Origin of the sequence: Nostoc sp. FACHB-110, from assembly GCF_014697425.1 — a bacterium.
GTDB lineage: Bacteria > Cyanobacteriota > Cyanobacteriia > Cyanobacteriales > Nostocaceae > Nostoc_B.
This window is the reverse complement of the sequence record NZ_JACJRU010000047.1, coordinates 1-15,007: the sequence shown is the minus strand read 5'-3', so window position 1 is coordinate 15,007 and position 15,007 is coordinate 1. Positions and strand designations below refer to the sequence as shown.

Here is a 15,007-nt window from a genome sequence, read left to right as displayed (position 1 = left end):
TATAAAGAAAAATGAGAAGAGGATAAAATTTAATGAATATTCGATGAATAGTAAGTAAACTTTACTACCATCATTGTACAGTAAGAAGTATAACAAAAGAGTAGGGGCAAAATTGCTTTACTACTCTTTGGATGGCTGACGCTGTTAGGCGTTAAGCCTACCCGTCAACACAAAGACACTCCTTGCACCTTGTTTTTAACGTCTTTGTCTTCAGCCGAACGCTCTTTGTTACCTATGCAATCTCCATCCTCCTTTTCTGAGGCATCACGCCCTTTTTTGACTTGGCAACGGATTCTTGATTGGGCTCAAGAACACTACCGCTGCCGCACCTTTAGCAAAGATGAACGCATTCCAGCTAGACCTGGTTTGCTGTATTTAGTGCAAAGAGGTGCAATCCGTATGGTAGGCACTGCTCAAGTGAGTGCTACTGCCAGTCAGTTAACATCTCGGCGCATCAATAGAACTCCAGAAGAAGCCTTCTTGGGTTTTGTGGGAGCGGGACAACCATTTGAAATCGTGGCTCAGTCACCATTCACGCTTCAGGCATACGCGCACGTCGATCAAACTGCGGTGCTGTGGATGTACTGGCATGATTTAGATAATTGGCCTCACTTCCGTCGTGAAGTTATGGATGCCTTTAGGTACCAGCATCAACGTAAGTTACTTTGGCTGAGTGCCTTGGGTCAAAGACGTACAATCGACAGACTCTTAGGATTCCTCACCTTGTTGATTGAGGAATATGGCGAACCGGCAATGAGTGAAACTGATCCCGATGTCATTCGTGGTTATTGTCTACCTTTCCCTCTAACTCATGCCCAAATTGGTAGTGCGATCGGTTCGACTCGTGTTACTGTGACTCGCTTAATGGGTAAGTTACGTCAACGTGGCTTAATCCTGACTCAAGGGGATAATCTCATTTGCTTACCAGCAGAATCAATTAATAGAGCCAGCTAAGGCGTGTTTAGATTGCCTGTAATGGCATTTGTCAAATCTTGACCCCGATCAGTCATCAGTAAGTTGGCGCAGCAACACCTTCTTGCTGTTGGGTTTAACCAATCTGTTTGACCACCACAAACAGATTGTGTGTAATCGGGTACTTTGCTAGAAGAAAAAGTCTCTGCGTAAAGTTCGCTTTTTGACAAAATCTTCACAAACAAGCAGTTGTGTGTGCCTCAACAAAGTTTGGTAATCTTGAGGCAAAAGCGTGCGTGGATTCTCTTAAAAATCTCACCCAATTGGAGAAAATTTGGTGATTTAAAGTATTGCCTAATACTTCTGAAACGAAATTGTCTGTTTTGTCGTATCAGTGGTGTATTAAAGTATTCATTGTAAAATTGGAGCCAGCCACCAGGCTCCAATTGTCATTTTTGAATGTGTTGCAGCAGCAAACACACAATAGGCAAATCTGTTGAGTATCCAAATTAAATAATAGTTTGAGTAGTTATCGCAATCTGACAAATCCTGCTTTTGCGATTAATTCTTGACCTTGGTCTGTGAGCAGTAGATTTGCGTAGGCTTCTCCCGCTTGCTCGTCACTTTGACCATTTTGCTTAATAATCACAAATAAACGTCGAGTAATCGGATATTGACCGCTTTGAAATACATCAGTATTAATTTGGTTACGCTGTTGCGGGCATTTTTCTGAAGGAATATAAGGTTCTTTGTAAGGCAAAATCAGTTTTTCCGGTTCTCGTCCCAAAGCTAAGGGCTTGACATTACACTGACCGATAATTTCTGGAGCAGAGGCGTAGTAAATTCCACCCCGATTTTTAGCTAATTCTTTGATGGCTTGTGTGGTAGTCGGGATAAATTGCACGCTACTACTAAATTTCTCTCCCGTTAACACATTGTCTTCAAAAAATTCGATTGTGCCGCTATCTTCTAAGTGACGAGAATAGGGTGTTATCGGTAATTTTGGTCCGCCTAGCTGTTCCCAGTTGGTGATTTTGCCTGTATAGATGTCTTTTAGCTGAGAAACTGTGAGTCCAGAAATTTTCAGATTAGGGTTAACCGCGATCGCAATGCCATCAATGGCGACAGGAACCTCTTTCAGTGAAAATCCCAGTTGTTTTGCTTCTTCGTTTTCTTCGGGTTTAATCGCTCTGGAAGATTGAGAAAAAGCTAACTGACCAGCTAGTAACATCTTAATTCCTGTAGTAGAACCAGGTGTAGCTTGAGCAGGATTGGTGTAACGTAGCTGAAATCTCGGCCAAACAATTTGTATTGCTGAATCTACTTCTGTACGGATAGGGGCCCAGGTGGTGCTACCACCATAACTAAATAATCCTGAAGGAACTTTTGTTACTTGAGAAAAGGTATCACTATTTGGCGTTTCTACCTGAGCTTTAGTCAAAGGATCGCCTTTCAGGCGATAACTATTAGAAAACCACCATAACAAACCACCAACTAGTCCAATTGTAATTGCTAGCGTTAGAACCAAGATGGTAGTTTCATTAGTTCTATTTTGTTGTGACATAGTTGGTTATCTATTGTTACGCCTTAAAAGAAATTTCTCATTTTGTGAGTAACTAAAGGTTAAAGATTAATTAAACTTTAATTTACTTGTGTTAATTATTTAGCTAATTTAAACTCATAACGAGTAGGGAAACTTTTTTATTTCTAGGCTGGAAATAGATTGAACACTGCCAATTAAAAAATTGAAGAGAGAATTTTATAAATTAGACGAAAAAGTGTTGTCAAGGCAATAGCAATTAAGCTAGCCGTAGTTGATAATAATACTACTTGAAAAATACCCAAACCTGCCTGCAAAGAGGGGAAAAAAATAATAGCAGCCAATGTGATAGCGGCAATAAATAATAGGCTTTTTTGCCGAATCCAGCGTTGAGTCTGAGCGAAAATCAGTATACCTAAAATCACAATTGTTGTTGTAATTGTCACAATAGGTGAGATGACTAAACTTAAAATGGCGATCGCAATTAATGTACCTTCAAATCCACTAAAGGCTGCACCTGTTAATAATTCCCAGGTAGAAAAATTTAATTTTGCTGATTTTAGTTGTGAAGGAAGTTGTGTATTGGTGGGTAAGACTGTTTGGGGAATTAAGCGACGATAAAGCTCGACCAGTACCTGCTCGGCAGATTGAAAGCGTTGATTAACCGCAGGTAAAAGCATTTTATCTAAAATATCAGCTAAGAATGGGTTAAGGGTGACTTGCGATCGCCAAATCCACTGGTTACTGAGAGGGTCGATTAACTGAGTTGCTGGCTGACCTGTGAGTAAAGTGAGAACCGTGACTGCTAAAGCGTATAAATCTGTACAAGGAAATACGCGATTTCCATTGACTTGCTCCGGTGGAGCAAATCCCATTGAGTAAATACCTGTAGAAGAATTAATCGCACTAGCAGCAGCATTTGTCACTTGTTTGACTGCACCAAAATCAAGAAGATAGAGTTTACCATCTTGTCGGCGCATAATATTAGAAGGCTTGATATCTCGGTGAATAATGCCTTTATTGTGGACAAATTTTAGGATTTTGAGGATTTCTTGTAATACGTATACAGCTTCGGTTTCGGAAAATGTTCCTTTTTTAGATAATTCTTCTTCCAGATTATGTCCATCAATATATTCTTGTACTAAATAAAAAAACTGGTCTTCGTGATTTATATGATTAAAGCTAGAAATTGTTACTGGAAAAAAAGCATATAAATCTGGTATTTGCTCGTGTTCGCTACCAATTTGTGCTAATACTTCTGCTTCCCTTTCAAACAGCTGTTGTGCTATTTTTAGCTGATTTGGACTGACATTTCCTGCTGGTTGAAACTGTTTGATTACACAGTAACGCATTCCCGGAATCCGGCGATCGCGTGCCAGAAAAGCCGATGCAAATCCTCCACGCCCTAACAATTTGATGGTCATGTATCTACCATCAAGTATTAGAGGCATTCCGCAGGTAGCACAATATTTTTGTTGCGTTGTTTTTAGGGTTGTAACATCATCCAAATCCGCAAAATAATTTTTTGGACGCGGACAACGTGGACGAGTGCAATAAACTTCCATGTTGGTTTTTAGTCATTAGTCATTAGGAAAAAACCAAGGACGAAGAACAAAGCACAAAGCCAAGCCAGTAACACAGAAAGGCTCTGCCGACTTAGGCGAAGCCTTCCTGCGAGCGTCACTGGCATTGAGTGGAGGATTCCTCCACTCAGAACTTTGTAACAGAGGACTAATGACTATAGTATTAGCCTTCGTCAGAGTTGGTTGCTGCTACATCTAATGTATTGATTACTAGCTTTTTTTGCGACAATTTTAACAGGTCTTGATTCCAGCCAGGAGTAGCAAATTGCGGCAGAATTTCCTGACTAAATGCTTCTGCTGCTTTGGATCTATACCGGTTGGGATTAAAAATCAGCCACAGTGTCCTTTTGACAATCACGCCATCAATGGGGGAGCTGTGTAGTACACCCATTTGTAATTCTTTGGCGATAGCGGACGTGGAAACAAAAGCTGCTCCTAAACCTGATTGCACAGCATTTTTGATTGCTTCGATGGAATTTAATTCCATTTCAATCTTGAAACGTCTGGTATCAATTTCGCAGCGTGCTAGCACTTGGTCAATCACCTTGCGAATTGTTGATTGTGAATCCAAGGCAATAAATTGTAGTTTATATAGGTCTTCTTTTTGAATTGTTTCCTGTTTGGCAAAGGGATGAAACACTGGCAGAATGAGTGCTAGTTCATCTTCAGCATAAGGAATAATTTCTAAAGATTCTGCTAGTTCTCCGGGAATCTCACCACCAATAATCGCCAGATCGACTTGTCCATTAGCTACACTCCAAGCAGTTCGACGTGTCGAATGTACGTGGAGTTGGACTGCCACATCTGGATATTTTTGGCGAAACATCCCAATCATTCTGGGTAATAGATAAGTTCCGGTGGTTTGTGAAGCACCGACAATCAATGTCCCACCTTGGAGATTTTGTAAATCTTCAATGGCACGACAGGTTTCTTGACACAGACTCAGTATTTTTTCACCGTAACTTAAAAGTAGATGCCCTGCTTCGGTTAATTGTGCGCGACGGCCACCACGGTCGAATAGGGGGACATCCAGCTGCCGTTCCAGGTTCTGCACTTGCAAACTAACGGCAGGTTGGGAGACGTAAAGACTATCAGCAGCGCGCTTGAAGCTCCCTTCTACAGCGATCGCTTTCAGAATACGTAACTGATCTAAAGTGAAAGGAAGGTCAGACATAAGGCTCAACCCACAAACTTGAAAGGAGCGGCTTTCGCAATAAATCTGCTTTCACCGCTTAAAAGTGAGAGTAATTTATTGCAAACTTGGAGACTTTAATCGAAAAAGACAGTACAACAACATCTTTACTAAAGTCCCCTGTTGAATACTTTGTGTTATTGGTTGTACTGGATTAATTTTTCTTTAAATAACTTCATCCATGTATACGATGCCGAATCCTTGGTTTACTCCCAGTCATTTTGTCATGTTGGGGTTACAATTTGCTTTTGCGATCGCCCATAGCGGCGGGGCCGCTTTACGTCCTTGGGCTGAGAAGCGTATAGGAGCAAGGCTTTATCGCATTTTGTTTGCATTAGTTAGTTTACCTTTGGCTGTAATTCTAATTACTTACTTTTTTAATCACCGCTATGATGGCTGGCAAATTTGGCAGTTACAGGGGTTGCCTGGAGTCAAGGCGATAGTTTGGGTTTTATCAGCCATTTCATTTTTGTTTTTGTATCCTGCCACCTTCAATCTACTAGAAATTGCTGCTATTCAAAAGCCCCAAGTCCATTTGTATGAAACAGGGATTATGAGAATTACTCGACATCCACAGATGGTGGGGCAAATTATTTGGTGTGTCGCTCACAGTTTGTGGTTAGGTACTAGCTTTACGTTAGTCACCTCGATGGGATTAGTTTTACACCACCTATTCGGAGTTTGGCATGGCGATCGCCGCTTATGCCAACGCTACGGTGAAGCTTTTACAGAAGTAAAACAAAGAACATCCATCATTCCCTTTAAAGCAATTATTGATGGTCGTCAATCTATCTTATGGCAGGAATTTATACGTCCTGCTTATTTAGGAGTAGCAATTTTTGTAGTACTGTTGTGGTGGTCACATCCTCTGTTAATCGTGGGAACTAGTAAGCTAGGATGGTGATTTTTATCGATCCCCATATCAACAAAAAATTCGCGTAGTTGCTAATTTAAACTTATCAATTGCTACCGAATCAATGTACGATCTAATCAATTAGTTGTCAGTGGGAGTACACTCAGCCAAGTTAAGTCTTTGATAGTGGTATGTCGCAGGTCAACCAAGTTTTGGATTTTGGATTTCCGCTTTGGGATTGACCCTATCCACTTTTTTGTGTTTGTTCCAGATACAAGGAACAGGGTAGCAACCAAAAAATCTCAAATCTAAAATCTCACACGAGTTCACGGCAATCAGGATTTCAAAAATAAAAAAGCCACCGCGATTTTCGTGCTGGCTTTTTTGTCAGAGTTAAAATCAAAACGGAAGTAGTTGTGTCATCATCTTCATCCTGAAAGCTTCTATTAGGTGCTGACTGGGTTGCCAGTTCTCCTTGCTGATAGCTAGTTTGATATTAAAACCCTATAATTTTCGAGGCATCATGGTGTTGTCGGTTAGTGAGCGGACATTTACTCAAGAAGTTTTAGAATCTCCAATACCTGTTTTAGTTAATTTTGAAGCACCTTGGTGCGGCTTATGCCGCATTATTCACCCTTTATTACTGCAATTTAAATCTCAATGTGGGGATCAAATAAAATTAGTCGGAGTAAATGCTGACGAAAATTTTAAACTTTCTAACACTTATCGACTAAAGTCACTACCCACATTACTTTTAGTAGAGAACGGCACAATCCGTCATCGCTTAGAAGGTTTTCGTGGCAGAGACGATTTACGTATGGCTTTAGAAGAAATCAAACTTACCTATACCAATCATTCAAAAATATACAATCAAATGGCAGATTTAGAATGTCGAACTGCATAGATTAATTTAAAAGTCAATAGTCAATAGTTGAAATTAATTGCTATTGACCATTGACTTTTGACTATGCACTTGGTGAAATCATTTAGCAAATCTAAAACCATGCTTAATTACCCCGCCTAATTGCCTTTAGGTGGGGTATTTTATCGTCAGGGGTGTGTGTCACAATTATTAACAGTTCCAACCTGGACAGTTGCCTGCGGAGGACAGCCGCCGCAAAACTGTCCTAAGCTAGTCAAGAATTCTAAAAGTACGCGTCAGTGATGGAAGCAATCTATGAATATGCCTGGCTGATTCCGGTTTTGCCGCTTTTAGGGGCAATGCTGGTCGGTTTGGGATTAATTTCGATCAATCAGGTGACTAACCGCCTGCGACAGCTCAACGCTGTGTTGATTATCTCCTTAATGGGAGCAGCGATGGGTTTGTCGTTTGCCTTGCTGTGGAGCCAAATTCAAGGACACCCAACTTATCTAAGAACTTTGGAGTGGGCCGCAGCCGGAAATTTTCATCTGAGCATGGGCTACACTATTGACCACCTGACAGCCCTGATGCTGGTAATTGTGACAACCGTAGCCTTTTTAGTCATGGTCTACACTGATGGCTATATGGCTCATGATCCTGGATATGTAAGGTTTTACGCCTATTTGAGCTTATTTGGCTCTTCGATGTTGGGTCTGGTGGTCAGTCCTAACTTGGTGCAAATTTATATATTCTGGGAACTAGTAGGTATGTGTTCTTACTTGCTGGTCGGCTTTTGGTACGATCGCAAGTCAGCCGCAGATGCCTGTCAAAAAGCATTTGTCACCAACCGTGTTGGTGACTTTGGTCTGTTATTGGGTATTTTGGGGCTGTTTTGGGCAACAGGCAGCTTCGAGTTTGATATTATGGGCGATCGCCTCGCTCAACTAGTGCAAGCAGGTACAGTGAGCAATTTCCTCGCCATTCTGTTTGCGATTTTAGTCTTCTTAGGCCCCGTTGCCAAATCAGCGCAATTCCCTTTGCACGTCTGGCTACCAGACGCGATGGAAGGGCCAACCCCCATTTCTGCCTTAATCCACGCCGCCACAATGGTGGCGGCGGGTGTGTTCTTAATCGCGCGGATGTACCCTGTTTTTGAACATGTTCCCGCAGCGATGAATGTGATTGCCTTTACTGGTGCATTTACAGCATTTTTAGGGGCGACAATTGCGATTACGCAAAACGACATCAAAAAAGGCTTGGCTTACTCCACCATTTCCCAATTGGGTTACATGGTGATGGCGATGGGAGTGGGTGCTTACAGTGCTGGTTTGTTTCACCTCATGACTCACGCCTATTTCAAGGCGATGCTGTTCTTGGGTTCCGGTTCTGTGATTCACGGAATGGAAGGAGTCGTTGGCCATGACCCTGCATTAGCCCAAGATATGCGGCTGATGGGTAAACTGCGAAAATATATGCCAGTTACCGCCACAACTTTCTTAATTGGTTGCTTGGCAATTTCTGGTGTTCCTCCTTTTGCTGGTTTCTGGTCAAAAGACGAAATTCTCGGTAAAGCTTTTGCGGCGAATCCCTTTTTGTGGATAGTTGGCTGGCTAACTGCGGGTATCACTGCCTTTTATATGTTCAGAATGTATTTCATGACATTTGAAGGCAAATTCCGGGGTACTGACGAGAAAATCAAAGACAAGCTTAAAAAAGCCTCTACAATCATCCTGGAACTGGAAGCAGCTGAACCAGCCCCCAATTTTGGCCCTGGGGCGATGAAACATGGTGAACTAGCTGCCACAGGAGACCATCATGGTTCCCACGGTCATCACAGCGATACTCCTCATGAGTCACCGTGGACGATGACCTTGCCATTAGTTGTCTTGGCTGTGCCTTCGATTTTAGTTGGTTTGCTAGGGACTCCCTTTGCTAACTACTTTGAGGAATTTATTTACTCACCCAACGAAACTCTTACCGAAGTTATAGAAAAAGCCGCCGAATTCGAGCCGACGGAATTTTATATTATGGCGGGGGCTTCTGTCGGAATTTCCTTGATTGGGATTACCTTGGCTTCCTTGATGTACTTGCGTGGGAAAATTGACCCAGGTGCGATCGCTGAGAAAATCAAACCCCTGTATGAGCTATCCCTCAACAAGTGGTACTTTGATGACATTTACCATCGCGTCTTCGTCCTTGGCTTGCGTCGTCTAGCTAGACAAGTCATGGAAGTGGACTTCCGCGTTGTTGATGGTGCTGTTAACTTGACCGGATTTTTCACCCTAGTCAGCGGCGAAGGGTTGAAATATTTAGAAAACGGTCGCGTTCAATTCTATGCATTGATTGTGTTTGGTGCAGTTTTAGGCTTGGTGATCGTTTTTGGTATCACCTGATTTTTCTAGGGGTGGGCAGATGTCCGCCCCTAAATTTTTTCCGAGTCTTAATGAGACTCTGTTTTGAGAGACAAAATGATCAACCAAATCAAGGGGGTAAGAAGTACATTGACAAAGACTTCTTACCCCCTAGAAGTATTCAAAGAATTCCGCGCTCAGTTCAAGATTTTGATTTAATAATTAAAATTGATTTTTAACTGAATAATCATCATTAATATTGATGTTATTGGTTTAATTTAATCTCTCTGCCCTAGCAAATTTCTGATGCACCGCTAGCCACTAAGCTTACTTCAACTAAATTGAATTATCTCTGAATGTAGGATTATGCGTAATCAAGGAGTGCTATTGATTTTAGTTGCCAATTAACTTGAATTGCCGATTAGATGATTTTCTAGTTTACTACAAGCGTGAATTACTAAGGCTGAATTGGGAAATATTAATAATAAGAACACCAGAAGCTAGTGCTTTCGCACAATAGCTTCTAATTTGTTTGGAGATGAATAATTATGTTTCCTGAATCTATGGATAAAGAGTTACAAAACTTTTACCAGCCCAGAGATCAGCTGATAGTAGATTTACAGAATACACAGCAAGCACTTCAAGCAACGCAAAATCAATTGTTTTTCTTGATTGAGCATCATCCTTTAGGAATAATTCAGTGGAACACGGCCTTTGAGGTTATCAACTGGAATCCCACAGCCGAAAGTATTTTTGGTTATAGTAAACAAGAAGCACTGAATCGTCATGTAAGCGAACTAATTATCCCTAACGAAGCGAAAGACAATCTCAACCAATTAATATCTACATTCCTCAAGCAACAACAAGCAACTCGCTGCATTCATGAAAATTTTACGAAAGAAGGCAAAATTATTACTTGCGAGTGGCATTATACTCCGTTGATTGATTTTCAAGGAAATCTAACTGGTTTTTTGTCAATTATTGAAGACATTACACATCATAAAAATACACATATTACGGCTTATCAAAAAGCAGAAATAGCTCTAAAAAAATCTCTAAAAGAAGCAGCAGATATCAAATTTGCGTTAGACCAATCATCGATTGTTGCTGTCACAAATAATCAAGGCATTATTGAATATGTCAATGATAAGTTTTGCCAAATCTCGCAATATAACCCAGAAGAACTAATTGGTAAAACCCATAGAATTATCAATTCTGGCTATCACTCTCCAGCCTTTTTTCAAGAAATGTGGCAAACTATTAGCCAAGGAGACGTCTGGAAAGGCGAAGTCAAAAATCTGGCGAAAGATGGTACTTATTATTGGGTGGATACAACTATTGTGCCATTACTAGATGCTCAAGGTAAACCTCAACAATATGTCGCTATTCGCAATGATATTACTGCTCGCAAACAAGCAGAAATAACTTTAAAAAAATCTCTAAAAGAAGTCGCAGATATTAAATTTGCTTTAGACCAATCATCGATTGTCGCTATAACCAACAATCAAGGCATTATTGAATATGTCAATGATAAATTTTGTCAAATCTCGCAATATAACCCAGAAGAACTAATTGGTAAAACCCATAGAATCATCAATTCTGGCTATCACTCTCCAGCCTTTTTTCAAGAAATGTGGCGAACTATTAGTCAGGGACAAGTTTGGAAAGGTGAAGTGAACAATTTGGCGAAAGATGGTACTTATTATTGGGTGGATACAACTATTGTGCCATTATTAGATGCTCAAGGTAAACCTCAACAATATGTCGCTATTCGCAATGACATTACTGCGCGCAAACAAGCAGAAGCCCAACTGAGCAACAAAGCCAAAGAACTTGAGCAAGCTTTAAAAGAATTGCAATATACTCAATTACAGCTGATTCAAAGCGAGAAAATGTCTTCTCTAGGTCAACTAGTAGCAGGTGTAGCTCACGAAATTAATAACCCAGTTAACTTTATTTTTGGTAATCTCAAACACGCCTATCAATATGCTCAAAATTTGCTGAAAATTCTCAAGCTTTACCAATATCATTATCCAGAAGCAGCCTTAGAGATTAAAGCAGCAGCAGAAGATATTGACTTAGAATTTTTAGTGGAAGATTTGCCAAAACTTTATTCTTCCATGACGCTGGGAGCAAGCCGCATTCGAGAAATTGTGACTTCGCTACGTACATTTTCCCGTTTGGATGAGTCTGATTTAAAATTTACTGATATACATGAGGGGATTGAAAGCACTTTAATGCTTTTAGAGCATCGGCTGACATCGAAAACAAACAGACCCAATATTTTAGTTATCAAAGAATATTGTAATTTACCTTTAGTTGAATGTTATGCTGGGCAGCTTAACCAAGTATTTATGAATATTTTGCTGAATGCTATTGATGCTATCGAAGAAAATTATCAGCAGCAAACACCAACTATTTATATTCGTACAGAAATGCCTAACCCCAAACAAGTCAAAATCAGTATTATCGATAATGGTTTTGGGATGTCAGATAAAGTCAAGCAAAAAATATTTGATCCCTTTTATACCAATAAACCTGTAGGTAAAGGAACTGGGATGGGTTTGTCTATTAGTTACCAAATTATTACTAACAGACATCGAGGGTCTTTAGAATGTATTTCCTCTTTAGGACAGGGGGCGGAATTTATCATTACAATTCCCATTCATTTAACGCAAGAGCATTGAATTTGCCAGGGGTAAATAAAAAATAATTACTAATTGTAGTGATTGGAGCGATCGCAGTCCTAAAATTTTCGGTAAATCACAGGCTGAAAGCGGGTATTCTCACCGATACTGAGTCACCGCTAAAGTTAAAAGATACTACCAAAACCACCAATGGGGATTGTTCACTTAATTAAATCAACCTAACAAGGAATGCCAAATCCCCAAAAAGCTGCTACTTAATAGCTAGGGCTTCCTTGATAAACATGATTTTGATTGTAGACAAATTGTGATGAATACAGCTAATTTCCCGTGGCTGACGACAATTATCCTCTTGCCGATTGCGGCATCACTCTTGATTCCGATTATCCCGGATAAAGATGGTAAAACAGTGCGTTGGTATTCCCTGATTGTCGGGTTGATAGACTTCGCGCTGATTGTCTACGCCTTTTACACCGGGTACGACTTCTCCAACCCAGATTTGCAGCTAGTTGAAAGTTATGCCTGGGTTCCACAACTAGATTTGAAGTGGTCAGTAGGGGCAGATGGCTTATCTATGCCCCTAATTATTTTGACCGGATTTATTACTACCCTAGCGACTTTAGCAGCGTGGCCTGTGACCCTCAAGCCCAGGCTGTTTTACTTTTTAATCCTGGCGATGTATGGCGGACAGATTGCCGTATTTGCTGTCCAGGATATGCTGCTATTTTTCTTGGTGTGGGAACTGGAATTGATTCCGGTTTACCTACTGTTGGCAATTTGGGGTGGTAAAAAGCGGCAATACGCAGCGACCAAGTTTATTTTGTACACTGCTGGCGGTTCGCTGTTTATTTTGGTCGGCGCGTTGACGATGGCCTTTTATGGCGATACAGTCACCTTTGATATGCACTCTCTCGGTCTCAAAGATTACGCCCTCAATTTCCAACTGTTACTCTATGCTGGCTTTTTGATTGCCTACGCCGTCAAATTACCCATCATTCCCCTGCATACTTGGCTACCTGATGCCCACGGTGAAGCTACAGCACCTGTGCATATGTTACTAGCAGGTATTCTCTTGAAAATGGGCGGTTATGCCTTGATTCGGATGAATGCCCAAATGTTACCAGATGCCCATGCTTATTTTGCCCCGGTTCTCGTCATCTTAGGGGTAGTTAACATCATCTATGCCGCCTTAACATCCTTTGCCCAGCGCAACCTCAAGCGCAAAATTGCCTACTCCTCAATTTCCCACATGGGCTTTGTAACTATCGGTATCGCTTCCTTCACCGATTTAGGCTTGAGTGGCGCAGTTCTACAAATGGTTTCACACGGCTTAATTGGGGCGAGTTTGTTCTTCTTGGTAGGTGCAACTTACGATCGCACACACACCCTGATGCTAGATGAAATGGGTGGGGTTGGTAAGCGAATGCAGAAAATTTTTGCTATGTTTACCGCCTGTTCAATGGCTTCTTTAGCATTGCCAGGAATGAGTGGTTTCGTTGCAGAATTAATGGTATTTGTGGGTTTTGCCACTAGCGATGCTTATAGCTCTACCTTTAAAGTCATCGTGGTATTTTTGATGGCAGTTGGTGTGATTTTAACGCCAATTTATTTGCTATCAATGTTGCGGGAAATATTCTACGGCAAAGAAAACGAAGAATTGGTTTCTCACCAAAAACTTATCGATGCCGAACCCCGCGAAGTCTTTATCATTGCTTGTTTGCTAGTACCAATTATTGGTATTGGTTTCTATCCCAAATTGCTGACGCAAATTTACGACTCTACAACCGTACAATTGACAGCTAGATTGCGCGATTCTGTGCCGACGTTAGCACAGAAAAAAGAAGAAGCACCAAAGCTTTCATTGAATGCGCCAACAATTGGTAATTAGTCAGAGATTTGTAAATAAAATTCATTTTTTTAGGCGGGTTTTATACTCGCCTTTTTTGTATACAGCTAATTCTTAGACTCGATAAAGCTTTTAATAATGCCTAAAATTTTCCCCACCTCATTTAAATTTCTATAGTAAATTGACTGTATGGTACTTGACAAAAATTATCTCACCTAAATTTAATTGTGGCTCAGTTTGATTCTCACTAAAACTAAATTATTAATTTAGATATTAAAACTTTGCGATATCTACATACATCAAAATTCCATTATTTTCTAAAATCTTTCTAGAAATTGCATCTACTAATACCACTCATGTTAAACTACAACCCGTTACACTGTTTACCATCTTCCGAAGAGCTACCAGACTCAGAGGATACACCTGTGGATAATGAACTACAAGATTTAATTCCCAGCTTGCTAAAATCGACACTCGCTTTTGCATGGTCTGAGCGTTGGGATTGGTTTTTTGGGGTGAAGATGGGAATTTATTATGACCCGAAAAAAGCTGCGATCGCGCCTGATGCTTTTCTCAGCGTAGGAGTTAAACGCTTTATTGATGGCGACCTACGCCTGAGTTATGTGATGTGGGAAGAACAACAACCACCAGTCTTAGCACTAGAGGTCGTTTCTCAAATCAGTCATGGCGAATATAGTACCAAAAAAGAATTTTACGCTAAAGAATTAGGTGTTTTATACTACATTATCTACAAACCTCTGCGTAAGAAAAAGCCACCTCTGGAAGTTTATCAATTAAAAGATGGCGAATATTTTTTAATACCAGGAAACCCCATTTGGCTACCAGAAATTGGTTTAGGAATTGGTAGAGAACGAGGAATTTATCAAGGTATTGCACGAGAATGGTTGTATTGGTATAACGAGCAAGGACAAAGGTTACTTACCCCAGAAGAACGTATTTACGAAATGGAAGAACAGTTGAATTTTGAGCGACAGTTACGTATCCAAACAGAACAAAAAATGCAATTACTGGCTGAACAATTAAAAGCTTTAGGTGTGGAACCTGAAAGTTTAACCTAGAAATTGCGCCATCTTGTTGAATTGACAAACTACTCTTAGAGGATGTTTGGAAAGTATTAAACGAATCAATTAAGCCAGTCTTCTCAGCATTAACCGAATCATTGCAACTTGCACAAATGTTTCATGGGTCTGCGGTAAAATCTC

At 40.6% G+C, this 15,007-nt stretch carries 10 protein-coding genes; 7 read left to right on the top strand and 3 right to left on the bottom strand.

Going from position 1 to position 15,007, the window contains the following annotated elements:
* Window positions 1-234 precede the first annotated feature (234 nt).
* Window positions 235-954 carry a Crp/Fnr family transcriptional regulator gene (locus tag H6G69_RS28420; RefSeq protein WP_015114387.1) on the top strand — a complete coding sequence of 240 codons (720 nt, stop codon included), beginning with the start codon at window positions 235-237 and terminating at the stop codon, window positions 952-954.
* A gap of 487 nt (window positions 955-1,441) precedes the next feature.
* Here the strand turns inward: H6G69_RS28420 and H6G69_RS28415 are convergent, their stop codons facing one another.
* The 3 genes from H6G69_RS28415 to H6G69_RS28405 all read right to left on the bottom strand — a co-directional run bounded on the left by H6G69_RS28415 (window position 1,442) and on the right by H6G69_RS28405 (window position 5,209).
* Complete coding sequence (locus H6G69_RS28415) at window positions 1,442-2,476, bottom strand: PstS family phosphate ABC transporter substrate-binding protein (protein ID WP_190692468.1); 1,035 nt, start codon at window positions 2,474-2,476, stop codon at window positions 1,442-1,444.
* 173 nt (window positions 2,477-2,649) lie between these two features.
* Window positions 2,650-4,017 carry a serine/threonine-protein kinase gene (locus H6G69_RS28410; RefSeq protein ID WP_190692467.1) on the bottom strand — a complete coding sequence of 456 codons (1,368 nt, stop codon included), beginning with the start codon at window positions 4,015-4,017 and terminating at the stop codon, window positions 2,650-2,652.
* A 181-nt stretch (window positions 4,018-4,198) separates the two neighbouring features.
* A complete protein-coding gene (locus H6G69_RS28405; RefSeq protein ID WP_190692466.1) occupies window positions 4,199-5,209 on the bottom strand; it encodes a LysR family transcriptional regulator in 1,011 nt (336 codons plus the stop codon).
* A 208-nt stretch (window positions 5,210-5,417) separates the two neighbouring features.
* On the opposite strand from H6G69_RS28405, the gene H6G69_RS28400 reads away from it, so the two are divergent.
* From H6G69_RS28400 to H6G69_RS28375, 6 genes are all read left to right on the top strand, one after another.
* Window positions 5,418-6,131 carry an NnrU family protein gene (locus H6G69_RS28400; RefSeq protein WP_190692465.1) on the top strand — a complete coding sequence of 238 codons (714 nt, stop codon included), beginning with the start codon at window positions 5,418-5,420 and terminating at the stop codon, window positions 6,129-6,131.
* Window positions 6,132-6,603: 472 nt separating this feature from the next.
* Window positions 6,604-6,984: a co-chaperone YbbN gene (locus tag H6G69_RS28395; protein WP_190692464.1), complete on the top strand. Its 381-nt coding sequence runs from the start codon at window positions 6,604-6,606 to the stop codon at window positions 6,982-6,984.
* A 260-nt stretch (window positions 6,985-7,244) separates the two neighbouring features.
* Window positions 7,245-9,335, top strand: a complete 2,091-nt coding sequence (locus H6G69_RS28390) for an NAD(P)H-quinone oxidoreductase subunit 5 (protein WP_190692463.1) — start codon at window positions 7,245-7,247, stop codon at window positions 9,333-9,335.
* 506 nt (window positions 9,336-9,841) lie between these two features.
* On the top strand, window positions 9,842-11,980 hold the full coding sequence (locus tag H6G69_RS28385; RefSeq protein ID WP_242072216.1) for a PAS domain S-box protein: 2,139 nt from the start codon (window positions 9,842-9,844) through the stop codon (window positions 11,978-11,980).
* A gap of 268 nt (window positions 11,981-12,248) precedes the next feature.
* Window positions 12,249-13,826, top strand: coding sequence for a photosynthetic/respiratory NAD(P)H-quinone oxidoreductase subunit D1 (gene ndhD1, locus H6G69_RS28380; protein WP_190692462.1), 1,578 nt, complete (start codon window positions 12,249-12,251; stop codon window positions 13,824-13,826).
* 314 nt (window positions 13,827-14,140) lie between these two features.
* Window positions 14,141-14,863, top strand: coding sequence for a Uma2 family endonuclease (locus H6G69_RS28375; protein WP_190692461.1), 723 nt, complete (start codon window positions 14,141-14,143; stop codon window positions 14,861-14,863).
* The last annotated feature ends 144 nt before the right edge of the window (window positions 14,864-15,007 follow it).